General features: G+C 55.0%; 18 protein-coding genes. 6 read left to right on the top strand and 12 right to left on the bottom strand.

The features are described from left to right. The first annotated feature begins 328 nt into the window (after positions 1-328). Complete coding sequence (locus tag ABIE11_RS06680) at positions 329-673, top strand: YejG family protein (RefSeq protein WP_100779500.1); 345 nt, start codon at positions 329-331, stop codon at positions 671-673. A 3-nt stretch (positions 674-676) separates the two neighbouring features. Here the strand turns inward: ABIE11_RS06680 and yejF are convergent, their stop codons facing one another. The 9 genes from yejF to ABIE11_RS06635 all read right to left on the bottom strand — a co-directional run bounded on the left by yejF (position 677) and on the right by ABIE11_RS06635 (position 12,357). Further along, positions 677-2,266, bottom strand: a complete 1,590-nt coding sequence (gene yejF / locus ABIE11_RS06675) for a microcin C ABC transporter ATP-binding protein YejF (RefSeq protein WP_429184176.1) — start codon at positions 2,264-2,266, stop codon at positions 677-679. Between the two features lies 1 nt (position 2,267). Beyond that, the gene (locus ABIE11_RS06670; protein ID WP_123427260.1) at positions 2,268-3,293 is read right to left on the bottom strand and encodes an ABC transporter permease; all 1,026 of its coding nucleotides are present in this window, start codon (positions 3,291-3,293) and stop codon (positions 2,268-2,270) included. Continuing rightward, positions 3,293-4,387: a microcin C ABC transporter permease YejB gene (locus ABIE11_RS06665; RefSeq protein WP_100779503.1), complete on the bottom strand. Its 1,095-nt coding sequence runs from the start codon at positions 4,385-4,387 to the stop codon at positions 3,293-3,295. The genes ABIE11_RS06670 and ABIE11_RS06665 overlap by 1 nt, the downstream gene beginning before the upstream one ends. A 9-nt stretch (positions 4,388-4,396) precedes the next feature. Further along, entirely contained in the window at positions 4,397-6,202 is a 1,806-nt protein-coding gene (locus ABIE11_RS06660; RefSeq protein WP_429184175.1) for an extracellular solute-binding protein, read from the bottom strand. Between the two features lie 89 nt (positions 6,203-6,291). After that, entirely contained in the window at positions 6,292-7,848 is a 1,557-nt protein-coding gene (locus tag ABIE11_RS06655; protein ID WP_429184174.1) for a cyclic di-GMP phosphodiesterase, read from the bottom strand. A gap of 201 nt (positions 7,849-8,049) precedes the next feature. After that, entirely contained in the window at positions 8,050-8,619 is a 570-nt protein-coding gene (mepS, locus tag ABIE11_RS06650; RefSeq protein ID WP_100779505.1) for a bifunctional murein DD-endopeptidase/murein LD-carboxypeptidase, read from the bottom strand. Positions 8,620-9,035: 416 nt separating this feature from the next. Continuing rightward, positions 9,036-9,749, bottom strand: a complete 714-nt coding sequence (locus ABIE11_RS06645) for a phosphatase PAP2 family protein (RefSeq protein ID WP_429184280.1) — start codon at positions 9,747-9,749, stop codon at positions 9,036-9,038. A 33-nt stretch (positions 9,750-9,782) separates the two neighbouring features. Then, positions 9,783-10,769, bottom strand: coding sequence for a CobW family GTP-binding protein (locus ABIE11_RS06640; protein ID WP_312068774.1), 987 nt, complete (start codon positions 10,767-10,769; stop codon positions 9,783-9,785). A gap of 121 nt (positions 10,770-10,890) precedes the next feature. After that, positions 10,891-12,357 (bottom strand): mannitol dehydrogenase family protein, encoded by a 1,467-nt coding sequence (locus ABIE11_RS06635; protein ID WP_429184173.1) that lies wholly within the window; start codon positions 12,355-12,357, stop codon positions 10,891-10,893. 204 nt (positions 12,358-12,561) lie between these two features. On the opposite strand from ABIE11_RS06635, the gene uxuA reads away from it, so the two are divergent. Then, positions 12,562-13,752, top strand: coding sequence for a mannonate dehydratase (uxuA, locus tag ABIE11_RS06630; protein ID WP_429184172.1), 1,191 nt, complete (start codon positions 12,562-12,564; stop codon positions 13,750-13,752). A gap of 125 nt (positions 13,753-13,877) precedes the next feature. Here the strand turns inward: uxuA and yeiP are convergent, their stop codons facing one another. After that, the gene (gene yeiP, locus ABIE11_RS06625) at positions 13,878-14,450 is read right to left on the bottom strand and encodes an elongation factor P-like protein YeiP (RefSeq protein WP_095282688.1); all 573 of its coding nucleotides are present in this window, start codon (positions 14,448-14,450) and stop codon (positions 13,878-13,880) included. 165 nt (positions 14,451-14,615) lie between these two features. Between yeiP and ABIE11_RS06620 the strand changes: the two genes are divergently transcribed. Next, the gene (locus tag ABIE11_RS06620; RefSeq protein WP_100779509.1) at positions 14,616-14,870 is read left to right on the top strand and encodes a YkgJ family cysteine cluster protein; all 255 of its coding nucleotides are present in this window, start codon (positions 14,616-14,618) and stop codon (positions 14,868-14,870) included. Here the strand turns inward: ABIE11_RS06620 and setB are convergent. Beyond that, positions 14,867-16,048 (bottom strand): sugar efflux transporter SetB, encoded by a 1,182-nt coding sequence (gene setB, locus ABIE11_RS06615; RefSeq protein WP_429184171.1) that lies wholly within the window; start codon positions 16,046-16,048, stop codon positions 14,867-14,869. The two genes, ABIE11_RS06620 and setB, sit on opposite strands and share 4 nt — an antisense overlap. Positions 16,049-16,400: 352 nt before the next feature. On the opposite strand from setB, the gene fruB reads away from it, so the two are divergent. From fruB to fruA, 3 genes are read left to right on the top strand one after another with little or no spacing between them, the layout of a single operon-like run. Then, a complete protein-coding gene (gene fruB / locus ABIE11_RS06610) occupies positions 16,401-17,531 on the top strand; it encodes a fused PTS fructose transporter subunit IIA/HPr protein (protein ID WP_129036022.1) in 1,131 nt (376 codons plus the stop codon). Beyond that, entirely contained in the window at positions 17,531-18,469 is a 939-nt protein-coding gene (fruK, locus tag ABIE11_RS06605) for a 1-phosphofructokinase (protein WP_100779512.1), read from the top strand. The genes fruB and fruK overlap by 1 nt, the downstream gene beginning before the upstream one ends. Before the next feature lie 16 nt (positions 18,470-18,485). Continuing rightward, positions 18,486-20,177, top strand: coding sequence for a PTS fructose transporter subunit IIBC (gene fruA, locus ABIE11_RS06600; protein ID WP_100779513.1), 1,692 nt, complete (start codon positions 18,486-18,488; stop codon positions 20,175-20,177). Between the two features lie 75 nt (positions 20,178-20,252). Here fruA and nfo read toward each other — a convergent pair whose 3' ends face one another. Beyond that, positions 20,253-21,110 carry a deoxyribonuclease IV gene (gene nfo, locus ABIE11_RS06595; RefSeq protein ID WP_429184170.1) on the bottom strand — a complete coding sequence of 286 codons (858 nt, stop codon included), beginning with the start codon at positions 21,108-21,110 and terminating at the stop codon, positions 20,253-20,255. Positions 21,111-21,185: the final 75 nt, after the last annotated feature.

Below are 21,185 nucleotides of genomic sequence, written 5' to 3'. Positions count from 1 at the left end.
AAAGGGGCCAATGCGGCCCCTTTTTTTGATACGCGTCAACCAAACCTGCGTTTGTTTACCCCTTGTTTGTTTCTTTTATGTAAAATCTATTTATGTAAAAAGTCACATCGTTGTAGTTAAAAAGGTTGAGTTAGATCGCAGAAACGGGTACATATACCGCCAAAGCGAGCCTGTAACTCACTAAATAATGCCCTGAAAAATGAGACGCTAAAGCCCGTAACATACGGCTGTGAACGGTTTTTCAGGAAAATAACGGCAGGTTAGCAACGATGTGTTACTATAAATGTAAATAAATTGTGAAGACTTTTTTGGCTTCCGGGGAAAGAACGTGAATACATTACAACTCTCCATAGTCCATCGCTTGCCCCAGAGCTATCGCTGGTCGGCGGGTTTTGCAGGTTCGAAAGTTGAACCGATTCCGCAAAGTGGAAAAGAGGGCGATAACTGTCTGGTGGCGCTGAAATTGCTCAGCCCGGACGATGAAAACGCATGGCCGGTGATGGAGCGTTTGAGCCAGGCACTGACCGATATCGAAGTCGTCAGCTCCGTGCTGGAGTGTGAAGGCGAACCCTGCCTGTTTGTGAACAGCCAGGATGAATTTGCGGCGACCTGCCGCCTGAAAAACTTTGGCGTCGCGATCGCCGAGCCGTTCTCCGGCCAGCATCCTTTCTGAGCGTCAGCGCAGCGCTAACAGCTGACGCGTGTAGTCATGCGTCGGCGCGGCAAACACGCGCTGACAATCCCCTTGCTCGACCACCTCTCCCTGTCGCAGCACTATCACCTGATGGCATAACGCCCGCACCACCTGCAGATCGTGGCTGATAAAAATATAGGCCAGGCGATGCTTTTCCTGGAGTCCCTTCAATAGCGCCAGAATCTGCGCCTGCACGGTGCGGTCCAGGGACGATGTCGGCTCATCCAGAATAATCAGTTCCGGTTTCAGGATCAGGGCCCTGGAGATGGCGATGCGCTGGCGTTGACCACCGGAAAAAGCCGCCGGGTAGCGATAGCGCGTTTCCGGATCCAGCCCCACCTCCTGCATCACCCGAATCACTTCCTCTTCCCGCTGGCGGGCGCTCAGCGCAGGCTGATGAACGCGCAACCCCTCCTCGATGATTTGCAGCACGTTCAGCCGGGGATTGAGAGACGAGTTCGGGTCCTGAAACACCACCTGCATCCGTGGGCGAACGGGCAGCATCTGGCGACGGTTCCAGCTGTGCAACGGTTTGCCGTCGAACAGAATCATCCCCTGAGAATTAATCAGGCGTAACAGCGCCAGACCGGTAGTGCTTTTCCCCGAACCCGATTCCCCCACCAGCCCCAGCGTTTCGCCTGGACGCAGAGAAAAGCTGACGTTCTTCAGCACCGTATTCTCCGCCACCACGCGTCGGAAAATGCCTTTACGCACCGGGAACGCGACGGCCAGGTTTTCGACGTTCAGCAGCGGTTTGCTGCCAGCGGTCAGCGGGACGGGATCGCCCGACGGCTCGCTGTCGAGCAAACGCTGGGTGTAAGGGTGCTGCGGCGCGTGGAACAGGGCGGTCGCCGTGTTCTGCTCCACACAGCGACCGTTTTGCATCACCGCCACGTTATCCGCGAGTTTCTTCACGATGCTGAGGTTATGAGTGATAAACAGCAGGCTCATATTCAGCTCTTCGCGCAGTTCGCGCAAAAGCTGCAGGATTTGCGCCTGCACGGTGACATCCAGAGCAGTCGTCGGCTCATCGGCAATCAGCAGCTCCGGGCGCGTCAGCAGCGCCATCGCAATCATCACACGCTGGCGCTCACCGCCCGACAGCTGATGCGGGAAATCGGTCAGGCGTCTGGCGGCGTTGCGGATCCCGGTACGCTCAAGGCAGTCCAGAATCTCGCCGCGTGCGGCCTCTTTGCGCATTCCCCGGTGCAGGGAAAGCACCTCGTAGAGCTGTTTTTCCAGAGTATGCAGCGGGTTGAGGGAGACCATCGGCTCCTGGAAAATCATCGCGATTTTATTCCCGCGCACGCCGCGAAGAGTGTGTTCATCGGCGTGAAGCAGTGACTGGCCGTGAAACAGAATATCGCCTTGCGGATAGACCACCGGCGGGGAGGGGAGCAGGCGCAGAACAGACAGTGCCGAGACGCTTTTGCCAGAGCCGGATTCGCCCACCAGCGCCAGCGTCTCGCCCGCCTGGATTTGCAGGGATAAATCGCTTACCACTTCGCGCGTTTCACCTTGCTGAGTGAACGCGATGGAGAGATTTTCGATGCTAAGCAGAGGCTGCGTCATCTTATACCGCCTTATTAGGATCAAAGGCATCGCGGACCGCTTCGCCAATAAAAATCAGTAACGAGAGCAGTATGGCCACCGACAGAAACGCCGTAATGCCAAGCCAGGGCGCCTGAAGATTGTTTTTCCCCTGCAGCAACAGCTCGCCCAGTGACGGTGAACCAAGCGGCAAGCCGAAACCGAGAAAATCAAGAGAGGTGAGGGTGGTGATCGAACTGCACAGAATAAAGGGCAGGAAGGTCAGGGTCGCGACCACCGCGTTGGGCAGCATGTGGCGGAAAATGATGCTGCGATCGCTCACCCCCAGCGCCTGCGCCGCACGAATGTAATCAAAGTTACGGGTGCGCAAAAACTCGGCGCGCACCACGCCCACCAGCGCCATCCAGCCAAACAGCACAGTGATACCGAGCAGCCACCAGAAGTTGGGCTGTAACACGCTTGAGAGCAAGATAATCAAAAACAGCGTCGGCATGCCCGACCAGACCTCGATAAAACGCTGGCCCCACAGATCGATTTTACCGCCGTAATAACCCTGCACCGCGCCCGCGACAACTCCCATTACGCTCGAAAACAGCGTTAGCATCAGGCCGAAGAGAATAGATATCCGCGTGCCGTAGAGGATGCGTGCCAGCACATCGCCGCCGTTGGCATCCGTCCCCAGCCAGTTTTGCGCGGAGGGCGCAGAAGGGAAGGGGGTTGAGGTGGAGAAGTTGATACTGTTCGCGCCAAAGCGAATGGGCGCCCACAGCACCCAGCCGTGGTTGTCGAGCTGATCGCGCAGCCACGGGTCCTGATAGTCAGCCGGTGTGGCAAAGGGCCCGCCAAAATCACTTTCGCTGTAGTTGGTGAGTACCGGCGTGTACCAGCGATCGTTGAAATGCACCAGCAGCGGTTTGTCGTTGGCAATCAGCTCTGAACAGAGGCTCAGGATAAACAGGACGGCGAAGATCCACAGCGACCAGTAGCCGCGACGATTGTGGCGAAAACGTGCCCAGCGGGCCTGGTTGACGGGGCTTAAATGCGGCATCAGCGGCCCTCAAAATCAATGCGAGGATCGACCAGCGTATAGCTGATATCGCTGACAATATTCAGCAGCAGGCCAATCAGGGTGAAAATGTAGAGTGTGCCAAACATCACGGGATAGTCGCGCGACACGGTGGCTTCATAGCCGAGCAGGCCGAGGCCATTGAGGGAGAACATCACCTCAATCAGCAGCGAGCCGGTGAAAAACATGCTGATAAAAGTGGCCGGGAAGCCGGCGATAACCAGCAGCATGGCGTTGCGGAACACATGTTTCCACATGATCTGTTTTTCGCTCACCCCTTTAGCCCGCGCGGTGACCACGTACTGTTTGCGGATCTCATCCAGAAAGGCGTTTTTGGTCAGCATCGTCAGGGCGGCAAACCCGCCAATCACCGTCGCCAGCACCGGCAGGGTGATATGCCAGAGATAATCGGTGATTTTCTGATACCAGGGCAGCGAGCTGAAATCAGCTGACACCAGCCCACGCAAAGGGAAGAGGTCGAAATAGCTGCCGCCAGCGAAAAAGACAATTAACAGCACGGCGAACAGAAACGCCGGGATCGCGTACCCGATAATGATAAAGGTGCTACTCCAGATATCGAAGCGGCTGCCGTTGTGCACCGCTTTGCGGATCCCAAGCGGAATCGACACCAGGTAGATAATCAGCGTCCCCCACAATCCGAGGGTGATCGACACCGGCAGGCTGTCTTTAATAAGCTGGATCACCGAGGCGCTGCGGAACAGGCTGTCGCCGAAATCGAAGCGGATATAGTCCCAGAGCATTTTGAAATAGCGCTCGTGAATGGGTTTGTCGAAACCGTAGCGGTGAGTGATCTCTGCGATCACCTCAGGATCTAATCCGCGCCCCCCGCGATAATGGCTTTCACTGATATTTCCTGTGCCGGTTTGTGCGTGGCTGGCGCGCAGGCCTTCGCCTCCGCCGCCCGGTAGGCCGCTGCTGTTACCAAACTCAATGGCGGCAATGGCCTGATCGACCGGGCCGCCCGGCGCAATCTGCACAATGAAAAAGTTAATGGTGATAATCGCCCACAGGGTGGGGATTATCAGCAGTAAACGGCGAATCAGGTAAGCACCCATCTGTATTCCTTAACGCCGTTCAGCGGGCAGTTTGGCGGCTTTATTGACGTCATACCACCAGTTATCTAGCCCCAGGGAATAGATCGGGCGAATGGATGGCTGAGAGAATTTGTCCCAGTAGGCCAGCCGGTCTTCCCCCATAAACCACATCGGCAGCATGTAGTAGTTCCAGGTCAGGACGCGATCGAGCGCACGGCCCAGAGGGACCAGCTTCGTCTTATCGCCCTGCGCGGCAATGATTTGGTTTATCAGGTTGTCGATGACCGGGCTTTTAACGCCCGGCGCGTTGTAGGTCGAGTTGATGTATTCCGACGCCCACGAGATGCGCAGATTGGTGTTTGGCCACGGCTGTGCCTGCCAGACGCGCGGCATCATGTCGTAATCGCGGTTGCGCATTCGGTTGGTGATTTGCGCGTTATCGACCTGGCGAATCTCCACGGTGACGCCCAAACGCTCCAGATTGTGCTGGAACGGCAGTACCCACTGATTATTACCGGCGGAGGAGAGCAGCAGCTCAAAGCTGAGGGGTTTACCGGTCTGCGTATTCACCCGTTTCTGATTTTTAAGCACCCAGCCCGCGTCGTCGAGCAGTTTGCTGGCTTTAAGCAAGTTGTCACGGTCGTAGCCATCCCCTTTTGAGGTTGGTGGCTCAAAGATGCTGGTGAAAACTTCCGGCGGCACTTCAGCTTTCAGCGGCGCAAGCAGGGTCAGCTCGGCGGCATCGGGATACTGGCGAGCTGCGTATTCCGTATTCTGGAAATAGCTGTTGGTGCGGCTGTAAGCCCCGTAAAACAGCGCCTTGTTCATCCACTCAAAGTCAAACGCCAGCGTGATTGCCTGACGCACGCGCCTGTCGGCAAAGACCGGACGCTGAATATTAAATGCGAGCCAGCGCGTATCTTGCGCGGATTCATTTTTTTGCTCGTCTTTGACGATGAAATGGTTAGAAAAATTCTTGCCTATATAGCGCGTCGCCCAGTTTTTCGGGCTGACTTCTGCACGCAGGTCAAACGCCCCGGCCTTGAAGGCTTCGAAGGCGACATTGTCGTCCAGATAGTAGTCGTAGCGAATCGTATCGAAATTCCAGCGCCCCCGGTTGACCGGCAAATTGGCCGCCCAGTAGTCTTTGACGCGGGAATAGACCAGATATTGCCCCATTTTCCAGTGGGTGATGCGGTAAGGGCCACCCGCCAGCGGAGGCGTGGCGATCGGTTCGCTCAGCTTATGATTTTTCCAGAACGATTCAGGCATTACCGGGAGTGAGAAAAGACTCAGCATGCTCTCTTTACCCGGCTCTGCCAGCTCGATGCGCACGGTCAGCGGAGCGATGGCTTTGACGGTCGCGCCCTTGAATACCAGGCGGAACTGCGGCACCCCTTCGGTCATAAACTTGTGGAAGGTAAAGGCCACATCGCTGGCTTTTACCGGGGAACCGTCGTGAAAACGGGCGCGTGGGTTGAGGGTGACTTCCGCCCAGGAAAAATCATCCGCATAGCGCGCGGAATCGGCGATCAGCGGGTAGTAACTGCCTGGCTCATCATCTGAAGTGACAAACAGCGTGTCATACAGGGCATCGGTGCGTTCGGCGGCGACACCGCGCAGGGCGAAACGGTTAAAGTTGTCAAACGTCCCGAGGGCGGAGAGGGTGAGGGTTCCGCCTTTGGGAGCCGCAGGATTGACGTAATCGAAGTGGGTAAAGTTCGCTTCATACTTCGGCTCGCCGAGCACGGCGAACGCGTAGCTCTCTTTAATACTCTGCGCCTGGCAGGTCACGCTGAATAACGCCATTAACAGCAAAACAAAGCGCATAGTCATTGGCAGCGTATCCCTCTTTTATTCTGGCTCACCCATAGTGAGGCGTCTGGTGTAGCTGAATCATAAGTGACGAAACGGTCATTGTGAAATTATTCACTGTCCTTGACGAAATCGGGCTGCCATTTCAGGAATTGTGCCAGCGGCATTGGGCGGCTGATCCAGTAGCCCTGCAGGTAGTTTACCCCATGCTGGCGTAGCCAGGCGGCCTGCTCCGGCGTTTCAACACCTTCAGCAACGGTGACCATGTTCAGCCGTCGGGCGAGCGTCAGCACGGCATCCAGCACCGGAGACGTGACCGTTTCCGTACCAATGGCGTTCACAAAACCGCGATCGATTTTCAGGTAATCCATCGTGAACCGCTCCAGATAAATCAGCGCGCTGTGGCCAGTACCAAAATCATCTATCGCGATTTCAAAGCCTTCATGATGCAACCATTCGAATAACGGGGCCGCTTCGAGCTGATTAATCATGTCGCGTTCGGTAATTTCCAGAACCACCTGGAAGTGGTCTGGCGGCAGCGACGCCGCGAAGTTGCGCATGTCATCTTTAAAACTGTCCGAATGCAGATGGCCCGGTGCGATGTTAATGCCCAGCTTGGCGCCCGGCGGCAGCACGGTTTGCAGCAGCGCCGCGTCGCGGATGATCAGATCGAAAAGGTGCAGCGTCAGCGGGACAATCAGCCTTTGCGCTTCAGCGAAATTGATAAAGGCATCCGGCGGTATTTCACCCATCGTCGGGTGTTTCCAGCGCATCAGCACTTCGCAGCCCTGCATCTTCAGCTCTTTTGTATCAACAACCGGCTGATACACCACATAGAACTGACCGTGCTTGATGGCTGAAAGGATCTCTTTCCCGGGATGCAAACGGATGGTGAGAATATAAAAAGAGAGGGTTCCCGCCGCAATACCGCATATCAGGCCGAAGAGCAGGGCGAACAGAATTTCATAGGGCGTCCACTTTTGCGCATACACCTTGATGGTGAGCGGAACCGTTTTCAGCATAGCGGTGCGGATAGCGGTTTCATGCATATCCTGAACGTTCAGCAGATGGTTCGAGAAGGTGGATAACGCCTTATTGCCAATCATCACCGCAATACCGGCAAACTCATCCTGACGTGAGGTATAGAGCAGATAGGGCGTTAAATTGATGTTGATTGACGTAAATACCCCGTCGTCTTTGACCAGCGGGTTTTGATACCAGATGGCGATAGCGGGCTTGTCTGGCAGCATTGGCGTACCGGGCAGCAGCACCATATCAACGGATTTGGTGGTATCCAGATCGGGTATCAGCTCCTTCATCGTGACACGCATTGGCCCGGTAGCGGAAGAACAAAATGCGGTGTTATCGCGGACCAGTAAAAATGCGCGCACGTTAACGCTAAAGGCGGCGCGGGACGTTAGCTCCGCACTCACATCCTGGCAACTGCTCAGCGTGAAGGGTTGGAGGGTATCAATCGAGGTTTTCAGCTCAGAGAAATAGCTCTCCATGTAGACCCGAAGGTCAACGATCAGGGTATCGAATTTCGCTTCCCGCTTATGATAGCTCAGAAAAAACTGCAACATTCCGCAGAGTAGGGCAACGATAATGCCCGCGAGGATGCTGCCTGTCAGAACTTTGCGGCTGGTGGAAAAGAAACGAGTGAGCATAAACGTCATTGTTCCTGGATCGTCGTGATTCCGGCAGGACGACTAATCTTACGTATTTACAAGACTATAGCCTGGTTTTTTGCAACCAGTCATCTGTGAAGGCAGAGCGCACGGGGTTAAACGGGCAAAAAAAAACACTGCCGAAGCAGTGCTTATTTTTTATTGTGTTGCCAGCCAAGGGATAACCAACAACACAACAGATTAACTGCGACTCAGTACCCGGCGCGCTTCGTTGTAGCGCTTCTTCCAGTAGGGTTCATTCATGCTGGAAATCGTGACACCGCTGCTGGTGGAAGCATGAACAAACTGGTCGTTGCCGATGTAGATACCCACGTGTCGGCCCGTAGAACCTGCACGGAACAGAACCAAATCACCGGTACGCAATTTTGTACGCGAGATGGATTTACCCATTTCCTGCTGTTCGTAAGTCGAACGAGGCAGATCTAAACCAAACTGCTCGCGGAATGTACGCTGTACAAAACCGGAACAATCGATACCTTTTTTGGTGCTGCCGCCAAGGCGATAGCGCACACCTTTCCAGTCAGCATACTGGTCCATAATGCGGGACTTCACGTCCAGATTACGTACCATGTTCTCAAATTCATCCTGAGAGGCTTGCAGTGACGAGGCATCTTCCATGCCCACAACACGCGTCTCAGGATGCATATTCTTCGCGGTGTTTGTCGAACTACATGCAGACAGCAGTACCGCAACTGCTATTGCCGGGATTCCCCGCAAGATATATCTCAAAATCGGTTGAGATTTGACCATTTTGATTATTTTCCCTTGAAGTCCTTAACGATAAATATCGTTATAAAAATGCCAAACGTGACGAGACTAAATACCTGCGCACAATGAGACAATTCTTTATGGTCAAATCTGTGCTCTAACGCACAAACTTATTCACCCTGAGAATAATTATCTCTGTGAGGCAAAACGAGTTCGAGATTACCCGATCGCCTTAGTCAATGCGAGCAAAAATATCCGATTTTTTATAAGAAATTGTGATAGAGAAAGTGATTAATCGGGATTGCTTAAAATAGCGGCAGTTTAGGTTAAAACTCACGCAACGCATTCATTTAGCTGATGAATGATATTACGAGAAGATGACAAAATAGGGCGGCGGTGGCGGGAAAAACATCAGGGATCGAAAATGATCCCTGATGGATGATGTTAATTTAGGTTGGTTATTTGTTTTCTGTTTGTTGCATTTTGCCCGGAAGATAGCGATCAAATAGCGCAATCAGACGGTCGCTGAGTGGTGTCATTAAGACCCACGGTACACCAATCAGCACAGCAGAAAGTGAACCGACGACAATATCCGTTAGCCAGTGAGCGCCGATCATTACGCGCGGGAAGGCAAAAACCACAACAATAATCAGGGCAACCGCAAAGGCTTTTTTGCCAAAATAGCGCAGCATGAAAGAGGCAAAAATAAGCAGCATCATTCCGTGATCGCCCGGGAAACTGTCTTTCGATGCGTCTTTGGTCGAGATATTCAGTAATTCACTCACCCGATGAATATTTGGGAAGAAGAGTGAAGGGCTGGAACGCTTGACCGGCATCAGCCCTTGCGCCAGCTGGTTAATCACCACGGCGGTGAGCAGCATCACCAGGCCAATCAGGATGATTCGGCGGCGTCCTGTCGCATCTTCTTTCAGCCAGAATGAGAGCATTAAGCAGCCCATCGCCAGCAGAGAACAGCCATCGAAGGCGCGATTGTTGGTGATTGCCACCAGCCACAGGATCACCTTGCTCTTCACCAGCTGTTCATTGAAGAAGTGGAAAATACCGGAATCCACCGGGAACCAGAAACCATGGTTCACTGGCAAATACCAGGATAAGAAGAGCGCCAGACCGGCGGCGTTAAGCAGTAATATCAGGGAGATTTTTTTAATCATCGTCATATGCATAGCAGTTAAGTCCCGGCAACGTTAGTGGCTCGAACTTAAACGAAGCTTCAACAAGCTGGCCTGAAGTGCGTTCCAGTCCGTATTAACCGCACTAATTAACTCTATTCGACTGTCGGGCGGGGCGACATTTTGCGTTTCAATGAAAAAATCGGCGCCCTGACGGTTAATGCGCACCAGCCCGTCCGGTGTGCGCATCACGCCTTTCACGCGATCCACCGGCGCGAGGCGTGCCCATTCCAGAATGCCAATGGTGTCAAAGCAGGTATCGGCATCAAAAATCCAGCCACAGGCCTGATAACCTTGCCCGCTGTTGAGGCTGCGACGCCAGCGCTGATGTTCCGGCAGGCTCAGGGCTGCCAGCCCTTTTTGCGCCACATGCGCGTGTGAGTGCGCGGCACTGGCAGGCAGTTCGGTCAAATTCCGACGCGGCAAGTCTAGCAGGGCATTATCAATTTTCCCCTGGGTGGCCAGCACGAACTGGCGATCGTGACCAAAATTCTGCCACCAGAAGTCAAAGGCATCACGGCTCTCCTGTGATGCGCGATCCTCTTTATTCGCCACAATGACATCGGCGGCAGCCAGCTGGTCACGGAAGTTTTCATTGCGTACCACTTTCTCGTCCAGTAGCTGGCGTGGGTCGAGGATACACAGCGTTGCACGCAGATCGATCCAGGGCTCATACACCGGAGCGGTAAGCAGATCGAGAATTTGTTTGGGATGGCCTAAACCGGTCGGCTCAATGATTAAGCGGTCCGGTTTGCCCTGACGCAGCAGGGTGTTGAGACCGACCTGCATCGGCAAGCCGTTGACGCAGCACATGCATCCGCCGGGGATCTCTTTGACCAGCGCGCCCGAGTCAGCCAGCAGCGCGCCGTCAATCCCAATCTCGCCGAATTCGTTAACCAGTATGGCCCATTTCTCCGCGGGATTTTTGTTAGCCAGCAGATGAAGGATTGAGGTGGTTTTACCGCTGCCGAGAAAGCCGGTTACCAGGTTAGTTTTGGTCACGTGAACTCCAGGAGATAATCATCATGCACGAACAATGATTATTATCCTGGCGAAAAAAGAGAGTATTGGGAAGGGCAGGAGCGAACGGAGTGTCCCCCGTCCGCTTTAAGCGCATGATCGGTTAAATCATCACGGCGTCAATCACAGCCTGGCGCGCTCCGTGCTGAGCAATATGTTGATACGCCTGACGAATGGCCTCGACGAACTGCGGATGCTGGGGCAGATCGGTGCCAAAAATTTCACCCAACGTCAGCAGGGCGTTGACGCGCTCCTCTTCGCTACTGGTTTCTACGAGTGCACGAATTTTATCGCTGAGAGGATCGCGAATATCAATGGCGTTGCCGTTGTCATCCACACCGCTGACGTAGCGCATCCAGCCCGCGATACCCAGCGCCAGCAGCGGCCAGGCGCTCTCACGTGCTAAATGAACCCGTACGCCTTCAAGCATACGTTGAGGCAATTTCTGGCTGCCATCCATCGCGATCTGCCAGGTGCGATGCTGCAGAGCAGGATTGGCAAAGCGGTCGATCAGGCTGTCGGCATATCCCGTCAGGTCAACGTCAGTAATCCGCAGAGTGGGTGCCTGTTCATCCAGCATCAGGCGGCGCGCGGCTTCGCGGAGCGCGTCGTCCTCCATACACTCATTAATGTGAGCATAACCGGCAAGATAACCGAGATACGCCAGGAACGAGTGGCTGCCGTTAAGCATACGCAGCTTCATCTGTTCCCAGGGTAAAACGTCCTGCACCATCTGCACGCCCGCCAGTTCCCACTCCGGACGACCGGCAACGAAGTTATCTTCCACCACCCACTGGATAAACGGCTCGCAGCTGATGGCGCAAGGGTCTTCCACGCCGAGTTCCTGGGTGATTTCAGCCAGCGATGTGTCGGTGGCGGCAGGAACAATGCGGTCAACCATGGTACCGGGGAAGCTGACGTGCTCAGCAATCCAGGCGGCAAGTTCAGGCGAGCGTTTCTCCGCCATCCCCAGCACCGCGTTTTTCACGACATGACCGTTGTCCGGAATATTGTCGCAAGAGAGCACGGTAAAGGGTGCCAGCCCGCGCGCGTGGCGACGGTATAAGGCTTCAACCAGAATCCCCGGCGCCGAGTGCGGCTCAGACGGATTTTCCAGATCGTGAACGATGCGCGCATTTTGCGTATCCAGTCGGCCCGTCGCCGGATCGATGCAATAGCCTTTTTCGGTGATGGTGAGCGACACAATCGCCACCTGCGGCTCGCAGAACTTTTCAATAATGGCTGCCAGCGAATCGAGTTTTGCATTGAGGCACTCATGCACCGCCCCGACGATAATCGGGTGATTACCCTCGGCCCCTTTCTCCAGCACCGTAAACAGATGATCCTGGGCGCGCAGCTGGCTCATCAGCGTATCGCCGCTGAACAGGCTAATTTCACAGATCCCCCAGTCGCCCCCTTTGGCGTTAAGCACGCGGTTTGTTAACAACGCCTGATGCGCGCGATGGAAGGCACCAAAACCGAAATGAACGATGCGGGAGCGCAGCTGGTGACGATCGAACTGCGGCAGTTGCACATATGAGGGGAGCGCGGTGGAGGCAATTGTCTTCATGAAATACACACCTGATTAACCATTAATTAACAATGGCAGTGTAAAGTTATATGACAGCAAATTGAATTGGTAAGCCGTAAATATCCAGATTCTGTGAGTTCGATCAATCAATGCTGCAGCCTGTATTGACCGTCTAAAACAAACATGTATGGTAGTCGTCATTGCAATAATCATATTGGTATAACAACTTTAGAGGGTGAGGCAATGGAACAAACCTGGCGTTGGTACGGGCCGAATGATCCGGTTTCTCTTGATGATGTGCGTCAGGCTGGCGCAACGGGTGTTGTCACGGCACTGCACCATATTCCGAACGGTCAGGTCTGGCCGCTGGAAGAGATTAATAAACGCCAGGCTTTGCTGGCGGAAAAAGGGCTGACCTGGTCAGTCGTTGAAAGTATCCCGGTGCACGAAGACATCAAAACCCATTCCGGCGAGTTTGACACCTGGATTGCCAACTATCAGCAAAGCATCCGCAATCTGGCGGCCTGCGGTATTGATACCGTGTGCTACAACTTTATGCCGATTCTGGACTGGACGCGCACCGACCTTGAGTACCAGATGCCAGACGGCTCTAAAGCCCTGCGTTTCGACCAGATTGCTTTTGCCGCTTTTGAGCTGCACATCCTCAAGCGTCCTGGCGCCGACGCGGACTATTCCGCCGAAGAGCAGCACCAGGCGCTGAAATGGTTTAACGAGGCGACGGAAGCGGATATTGAGAAGCTGACCCGCAATATCATTGCCGGCCTGCCGGGTGCGGAAGAGGGTTACACGCTGGATCAGTTCCGCGCACGTCTGGCGGAATACGGCGACATCGACAAAAATCAGCTGCGCGAAAACATGGCCTACTTCCTGCGCGCGATTGTGCCGGTGGCGGAAGCCTGCGGTTTACGCCTGGCGGTTCATCCGGACGATCCACCGCGCCCAATCCTCGGCCTGCCGCGCATCGTGTCTACTATTGAAGATATGCAATGGCTGAAAGAGACCGTCGACAGCATTAACAATGGTTTCACCATGTGCACCGGTTCTTACGGCGTACGCGCGGATAACGATCTGGTACGTATGATTGAAACCTTCGGCGACCGCATTCACTTCACCCACTTGCGCGCGACCTGTCGCGAAGATAACCCGAAAACCTTCCACGAAGCGGCGCATCTCGGCGGTGACGTGAATATGGTGGCGGTGGTTGATGCGATTCTGGGTGAAGAGCAGCGTCGTAAGAAAGCGGGTGATTTGCGTCCGATTCCGTTCCGTCCAGACCACGGACATCAGATGCTGGACGATCTGCGTAAGAAAACCAACCCAGGCTATTCGGCGATTGGTCGCCTGAAAGGCATGGCGGAAGTGCGCGGCGTGGAGCTGGCGCTGAAGATGACGAAGTACCCTGAGCTGTTGTAACTGGCATTAATGCCCGGCGGCGCTACGCTGAACGGGCCTACAAAAAAACCGGCGAATTCGCCGGTTTTTTTATGCGTTTTTTATGTGAGCCGGATAAGACAAAGCCGCCATCCGGCAAAACAGAATTAGTCAGCACGACCCATATAACGTTTTTCTTCGATATGGATGCGGATCTTCTCGCCGGCAGACAGATATTCCGGAACCTGCACCACCAGACCCGTAGTCAGCGTCGCAGGTTTGTTACGTGCGCTGGCAGAGGCCCCTTTAATGCCCGGTGACGTTTCCACGATTTCGAGATCCACGGTCTGCGGCAGTTCGAGTGCCAGCAGCTGGCCATCCCAGGTCAGAACCTGCATATCCGGCATACCGCCTTCAGGAATAAACTGCAGCTCGTCTTCAATCTGGTCTTTGGTGAAGATATACGGCGTGTAGTCTTCTTTATCCATGAACACGTATTCGTTGCCGTCGATGTAGGAGAAATCAACGAAACGGCGGGTCAGGGTCACGGTATCAACGATATCATCGCCTTTAAAACGCTCTTCGACTTTCAGACCGGTACGCACATCGGCAAAGCGCATTTTGTACAGTGTGGCTGCGCCACGGGCGCTTGGGGACTGAACATCGATATCTTTCACAATCAGCAGTTTGCTGTTGTAGTTCAGTACCATACCTTTCTTAATTTCGTTCGCTCTTGGCATTGCAATAATCCTGTCTACTGGGAGGTAAAAAATATCGCGCCAAATTACTCGCGCGCAGCCTTTCAGGCAAGCGGAATTAGTGGCTTTTGCTATCAATACACAAAAGGTGTTACTGTGCGCGCCACGCCCGACCATACGGGCATCCGCCACTGACAGAGAGGGTTTATGGATTGTCGTCCAGACTGTGGCGCGTGCTGCACCGCGCCGTCCATTTCAAGCCCGATCCCAGGCATGCCAGAGGGCAAGCCTGCCAACACCCGCTGTGTTCAGCTTTCTGACACCAATCTATGCAATATCTTTGGCTCGCCGCTGCGCCCGAAAGTCTGCGGTGCGCTTCAGCCGTTAAAAGAGATGTGCGGCAGCACGCGCGAGCAGGCGATGATCTATTTGATTGAGCTGGAAGCGCTCACCGCGCCCTAGACATCTTTAATTCGCGTCAGACAGCCGGTGGTAATGATGCACATCACCAGCGCAATCCAGAACACTGTGTGATAGCTCCAGATTTCCGCCACAACCCCCGCCAGCGAGCCCGCAATGATCCAGCCCACGCGGGTGGTATTAGTATAAAGTGTCGTTGCTGCCCCTGCCTGGCGAGGCATTAAGTCCTGGAAATAGAGCATGCCGATCCCTGCGAGAATGCCAATATAAATGGCGTTCAGCAGCTGCAATGCCAGCAGCAACGCCGGGGTGTGCACTGTCAGCATTCCGATGTAAAACAGCAAACCAGCCACGGCCGCAATCCGCATCAAAAAACGCTTTCCGAAACGTTTCGCGTAATAACCGGCGATCAGCATTGTCGGGATTTCCAGGCCTGCCGCTGTACCCATCATGATGCCTGCCAGTTTTTCCGGCAGATGCAGCTCGTCAATAATAAACAGCGGCATATTGATGATATAGAGGCTGTTGGTGCCCCACATCAGCGTGCAGACAATAAACAGAAGAAGGGCGTCGCGGCGGTTGCGACGCGGCGCTTCCAGCGTGCCGGTCGACAGTTTTGGCTCCTTGCGCATGGTGGGCAGGAAAAACCAGACCATAATCCCACACACGACAAACGCCACGGCGGCGCTCAGATACATCACCGTGAAACCAAAGCCCATCGCCAGCGCGTAAGCCAGCGGCGGGCCGATCACCCACGCCAGCGACACCTGGGCGCGCAGTATCGAGCTGAACATTACCGCTTCGCGCCCCGTGTGATCCGCGTGTTCCCGTGCAAGGGCAAACATCTGCGGGTTCGCGGTGGAACCAAAGCTACTCAAGAACACGCCGACAAACAGCAGGATAAAATAGTTGCGGTTCCAGGCGAACAGCACGCAGGCAAACACGCCGAGCAGGCAGCAGAAAACAATCAGGCTTTTGCGATCGCCTTTTCGGTCGGAGCGGCCTGCCAGAAACTGGCTGACGAGAATGCCGATAATGGCACTGCCGGTAAAGAAGAAGCCAACCATCGCCGGACGGGCATGAACTTCGTTGGTCAGGAACAGGCTCAGCGTTGGCGTCTGTAACGCACCGGCGATACCGGTGAGAAATGCAACAATCAAAAACGCCGATGACGTCAAATCAAAGGGTTTTGGTGAGGCGGCAGCGGGGGAGTTGTGCATGGTTCGCTATCGGTAATGTGAAGAGTCGCGGAGTTTACGCCGCTTGTCAGAAAATAAACAGGTGGTGCGGTCAAATTCCCCACGAAAAATCAAAATGGCATTTCAAAATCATTGTGGCTGAAGTGTGCTGAAGCTGAAGGATGTACGTGCCTGTCACGTCAGCAAATGTGGGAGAAATGTGCTGCACTTCTAAATTCTGAAACAGGAAACACGACTTTTCTTGCAAGGCTGAACATTAAGCGTAAGACTTCTTGAAACGTTTCAGCGCTATCTTGTTTTAACTGACGGAGCAGGTTAGCGCATTTTTTCTCATTAAGGCTGAAACGATTCAATTCAGCGAGAGAGGAGAACTATGTTCCAGTTATCAGTGCAAGATATTCATCCGGGCGAACAGGCCGGTAATAAAGAAGAGGCCATTCGCAAGATTGCCGCTGCCCTCGTGCAGGCAGGCAACGTGGCGGACGGTTATGTAGACGGCATGCTGGCGCGTGAACAGCAAACCTCCACCTTCCTCGGCAATGGCATTGCCATTCCGCACGGTACAACGGATACCCGCGACCAGGTGCTGAAAACCGGCGTTCAGGTTTATCAGTTCCCGCAGGGGATTTTGTGGGGCGAAGGGCAGGTGGCTTACGTTGCCATCGGGATTGCCGCCAGCAGCGATGAGCATCTGGGCCTGCTGCGTCAGCTGACGCACGTGCTGAGCGATGACTCCGTGGCTGAACAGCTGCAATCTGCCACCACCGCAGAAGAGCTGCGTGCGCTACTGATGGGTGAAAAACAGAGCGACGCGCTGAAGCTGGATAACGACACGCTGACGCTGGACGTGGTGGCCACCGATCTGGTGACCCTGCAGGCGTTGAACGCCGGTCGTCTGAAAGAGGCGGGTGCTGTTGACACCGCCTTCGTTGCCCGCGTGATTAATGATAAGCCGCTGAACCTGGGTCAGGGCGTCTGGCTGAACGACAGTGCGGAAGGTAACCTGCGCAGTGCGATTGCTGTAAGCCGTGCCGCGAGCGCATTTGAAGCCGATGGTGAACACGCCGCGCTGCTGGTCACTGTTGCGATGGCCGATGAACAGCCAGTTGCCGTGCTGAAGCGCCTGAGCGATCTGCTGCTGAACAACAAAGCTGAACATTTGCTGAAAGCGGATGCCGCCACGTTGCTGGCGCTGCTGACCAGTGATGACGCACTGACCGACGACCTGCTGAGCGCTGAGTTTGTGGTGCGTAACGAACATGGCCTGCACGCCCGTCCTGGCACTCTGCTGGTCAACACCATCAAGCAATTCGAAAGTGATATTACCGTGACCAACCTCGATGGGTCCGGCAAACCCGCCAATGGCCGCAGCCTGATGAAAGTCGTCGCGCTGGGTGTGAAAAAAGGCCACCGCCTGCGCTTTACCGCTCAGGGTGCGGATGCTGAACAGGCGCTGAAAGCGATTGGCGAAGCCATCGCGGCAGGTCTGGGGGAGGGCGCATAATGAGCAGACGTGTCGCCACTATTACGCTGAACCCGGCTTACGATCTCGTCGGTTTTTGCCCTGAAATTGAGCGCGGTGAGGTCAACCTCGTGCGCACCACCGGCCTGCACGCAGCCGGTAAAGGCATCAACGTTGCGAAAGTGCTGAAAGACTTAGGCATTGACGTGACCGTGGGTGGTTTCCTTGGGAAAGACAACCAGGACGGTTTTCAGCAGCTGTTCAGCGAGCTGGGCATCGCCAACCGTTTCCAGGTCGTTCAGGGCCGTACCCGTATTAACGTCAAGCTGACGGAAAAAGACGGCGAAGTTACCGATCTGAACTTCTCCGGTTTTGAAGTCACGGGCGCGGATTGGGAGCGTTTCGTGAATGACTCTCTGAGCTGGCTGGGTCAGTTCGACATGGTCTGCGTCAGCGGCAGTCTGCCGTCAGGCGTCAGCCCGGAAGCCTTCACCGACTGGATGCTGCGTCTGCGTAGCCAGTGCCCGTGCATTATTTTCGACAGCAGCCGTGAAGCGCTGGTGGCGGGTCTGAAAGCCTCTCCGTGGCTGGTGAAACCAAATCGCCGCGAACTGGAGATCTGGGCGGGCCGTAAGCTGCCAGAATTGAAAGATGTGATTGAAGCGGCCCATGCGCTGCGTGAACAGGGTATCGCTCACGTGGTGATTTCGCTGGGTGCAGAAGGCGCGCTGTGGGTTAACGCGTCTGGCGAATGGATCGCCAAGCCACCGTCGGTGGAAGTGGTCAGCACCGTAGGTGCCGGGGATTCAATGGTGGGCGGTCTGATCTACGGCCTGCTGATGCGTGAATCCAGTGAGCATACCTTACGTCTTGCTACCGCTGTTGCCGCCCTGGCCGTGAGTCAGAGCAATGTTGGAATTACCGAACGTACCCAGTTGGCCGCGATGATGGCGCGCGTTGACTTAAAACCTTTTAACTAACAGCAGGAGAGGCATAATGAAAACGCTGCTGATCATTGATTCCGGACTTGGACAAGCTCGCGCCTATATGGCGAAGACCTTGCTGGGCGCGGCGGCACACAAAGCGCATGTTGAACTCGTCGACAACCCAAATGACGCCGAACTGGCGATTGTTCTGGGTGATAAAGTCCCGGCTGACAGTGCGCTGAACGGCAAAAAAGTGTGGCTGGGCGATATCAATCGCGCGGTGGCACATCCCGAACTGTTCCTGAGCGAAGCGAAAGGCCACGCAACTGTTTACAGCGCACCTGTTGCTACCGCAGCAGTGGCGACGGCAACCGGCCCGAAACGCATCGTGGCGATTACTGCCTGCCCGACGGGCGTGGCGCACACCTTTATGGCGGCTGAAGCCATCGAAACCGAAGCGAAAAAACGCGGCTGGTGGGTGAAGGTCGAAACCCGTGGTTCCGTGGGCGCAGGCAATGCGATCACCCCGGAAGAGGTGGCGGAAGCGGATCTGGTCATGGTGGCGGCAGATATTGAAGTGGACCTGGCGAAATTCGCCGGTAAGCCGATGTATCGCACCTCTACCGGCCTGGCGCTGAAGAAAACGGCGCAGGAATTTGATAAAGCACTGGCTGAAGCGAAACCTTATCAGCCAACGGGCAAATCAGAGTCCACCGCCAGCGAAGGCAAAAAAGAGTCTGCGGGCGCTTATCGTCACCTGCTGACCGGCGTGTCTTACATGCTGCCGATGGTGGTTGCGGGTGGTCTGTGTATCGCACTCTCCTTCGCTTTCGGTATCGAAGCCTTTAAAGAGCCAGGTACGCTGGCGGCGGCGTTGATGCAGATTGGTGGTGGCTCGGCGTTCGCGCTGATGGTGCCTGTTCTGGCAGGTTATATTGCGTTCTCCATTGCTGATCGTCCGGGCCTGACGCCGGGTCTTATCGGCGGTATGCTGGCCGTGAGCACTGGCTCGGGCTTTATCGGCGGTATCATCGCCGGTTTCCTGGCCGGTTACGTCGCGAAGGCCATCAGCTCGAAGCTGAAGCTGCCGCAAAGTATGGAAGCACTGAAACCGATCCTGATCATTCCACTGATCTCAAGCCTGGTGGTTGGCCTGGGTATGATTTACCTGATTGGTAAGCCGGTTGCGGGTATCCTGGAAGGTCTGACCCACTGGCTGCAAACCATGGGTACGGCGAACGCGGTACTGCTGGGCGCAATCCTTGGCGGCATGATGTGTACTGATATGGGTGGTCCGGTCAACAAAGCGGCTTACGCGTTTGGTGTTGGTCTGCTGAGTACTCAGACGTATGCCCCGATGGCCGCTATCATGGCTGCCGGTATGGTGCCACCGCTGGCGCTGGGTCTGGCGACCATTATTGCACGCCGTAAGTTCGATAAGGCGCAGCAAGAGGGCGGTAAAGCGGCGCTGGTACTGGGACTGTGCTTCATCACCGAAGGTGCGATTCCGTTCGCAGCGCGTGATCCGATGCGTGTTCTGCCTTGCTGTATCGCAGGCGGCGCGGTAACTGGTGCTATCTCTATGGCGATTGGCGCGAAACTGATGGCGCCGCACGGCGGTCTGTTTGTTCTGCTGATTCCTGGCGCGATTACCCCGGTACTGGGTTATCTGTTCGCGATTATCGCCGGTACGCTGGTGGCGGGTCTGTCTTACGCGGTGCTGAAACGCCCGGAAGCAGAAGTGGTTGCGAAAGTAGCGTAAACGTCTTGTCGGGTGGCGCTTCGCTTACCCGACCGACAAAGTAAAAAGCCGGGTGCTTACGCGACCCGGCTTTTTTTATGCGGCTTGTTCAGCCGTTTGCTGTGCTTTCAGCCAGGCGATCTCTTCCGCCCAGATATCCGGATTCACCGTTTCAAGCACCATTGGGATGTCGTCAAAGCGGGCGTCCTGCATGATAAAGCGGAACGCGTCGTGGCCAATATTGCCCTCACCCAAACTGTGATGGCGGTCGACGCGGCTGCCGAACGCGCTTTTGGCATCGTTCAAATGCATGCCGCGCAAATACTTAAAGCCGACAATACGTTCAAACTCCGCGAAGGTTTTCTCGCACTTTTCAACGGTGCGCAGGTCATACCCGGCGGCAAAGGCGTGGCAGGTATCAATGCAGACGCCGACGCGGGATTTATCTTCCACACCGTCGATAATCGCCGCCAGATGCTCAAACTTGAATCCCAGATTGCTGCCCTGGCCTGCGGTGTTTTCGATTACCGCGGTGACGCCGGTGGTCTGCGCCAGCGCAATATTGATGGATTCGGCGATCCGTGCCAGACACGCATCTTCCTCGATTTGCATCAGATGGCTACCAGGATGGAAGTTCAGCAGCGTCAGGCCAAGCTGTTCGCAGCGCTGAAGTTCATCCAGAAACGCCTCGCGCGATTTATCCACCGCCTCCTGAACCGGATGGCCCAGGTTGATGAGGTAACTGTCATGCGGAAGGATCTGGCCCGGCCCGAAGTGATACTTCTCGCAGGCGGCTTTGAAATCATCAATCACTTCAGTGGTGAGCGGCGCAGCGCGCCACTGGCGCTGATTTTTGGTGAACAGGGCGAAAGCGGTCGCCTCGATTTCGGCGGCGCGAATGGCGGCATTCGCAAGACCACCTGCTGCGCTCACGTGCGCTCCAACGTATTTCATAAGGGACTCCTGTTAACCCGAAACGCTTATGATAGCGGGTTAACAGATTTTTTACGCCCCCCAACAAGAAGATCT

This window comes from Lelliottia sp. 489, from assembly GCF_050435885.1.
Lineage (GTDB): Bacteria > Pseudomonadota > Gammaproteobacteria > Enterobacterales > Enterobacteriaceae > Enterobacter > Enterobacter nimipressuralis.
This window is presented reverse-complemented; position numbering and strand designations above follow the sequence as displayed.

Coding starts and splice junctions, on each gene's coding strand:
- fruA (WP_100779513.1), top strand. CDS start 18,486: ATGAAAACGCTGCTGATCATTGATTCCGGACTTGGACAAGCTCGCGCC.
- mepS (WP_100779505.1), bottom strand. CDS start 8,619: ATGGTCAAATCTCAACCGATTTTGAGATATATCTTGCGGGGAATCCCG.
- ABIE11_RS06635 (WP_429184173.1), bottom strand. CDS start 12,357: ATGAAGACAATTGCCTCCACCGCGCTCCCCTCATATGTGCAACTGCCG.
- ABIE11_RS06670 (WP_123427260.1), bottom strand. CDS start 3,293: ATGCCGCATTTAAGCCCCGTCAACCAGGCCCGCTGGGCACGTTTTCGC.
- fruK (WP_100779512.1), top strand. CDS start 17,531: ATGAGCAGACGTGTCGCCACTATTACGCTGAACCCGGCTTACGATCTC.
- yejF (WP_429184176.1), bottom strand. CDS start 2,266: ATGACGCAGCCTCTGCTTAGCATCGAAAATCTCTCCATCGCGTTCACT.
- nfo (WP_429184170.1), bottom strand. CDS start 21,110: ATGAAATACGTTGGAGCGCACGTGAGCGCAGCAGGTGGTCTTGCGAAT.
- yeiP (WP_095282688.1), bottom strand. CDS start 14,450: ATGCCAAGAGCGAACGAAATTAAGAAAGGTATGGTACTGAACTACAAC.
- ABIE11_RS06665 (WP_100779503.1), bottom strand. CDS start 4,387: ATGGGTGCTTACCTGATTCGCCGTTTACTGCTGATAATCCCCACCCTG.
- uxuA (WP_429184172.1), top strand. CDS start 12,562: ATGGAACAAACCTGGCGTTGGTACGGGCCGAATGATCCGGTTTCTCTT.
- fruB (WP_129036022.1), top strand. CDS start 16,401: ATGTTCCAGTTATCAGTGCAAGATATTCATCCGGGCGAACAGGCCGGT.
- ABIE11_RS06655 (WP_429184174.1), bottom strand. CDS start 7,848: ATGCTCACTCGTTTCTTTTCCACCAGCCGCAAAGTTCTGACAGGCAGC.
- ABIE11_RS06620 (WP_100779509.1), top strand. CDS start 14,616: ATGGATTGTCGTCCAGACTGTGGCGCGTGCTGCACCGCGCCGTCCATT.
- ABIE11_RS06660 (WP_429184175.1), bottom strand. CDS start 6,202: ATGACTATGCGCTTTGTTTTGCTGTTAATGGCGTTATTCAGCGTGACC.
- setB (WP_429184171.1), bottom strand. CDS start 16,048: ATGCACAACTCCCCCGCTGCCGCCTCACCAAAACCCTTTGATTTGACG.
- ABIE11_RS06645 (WP_429184280.1), bottom strand. CDS start 9,749: ATGATTAAAAAAATCTCCCTGATATTACTGCTTAACGCCGCCGGTCTG.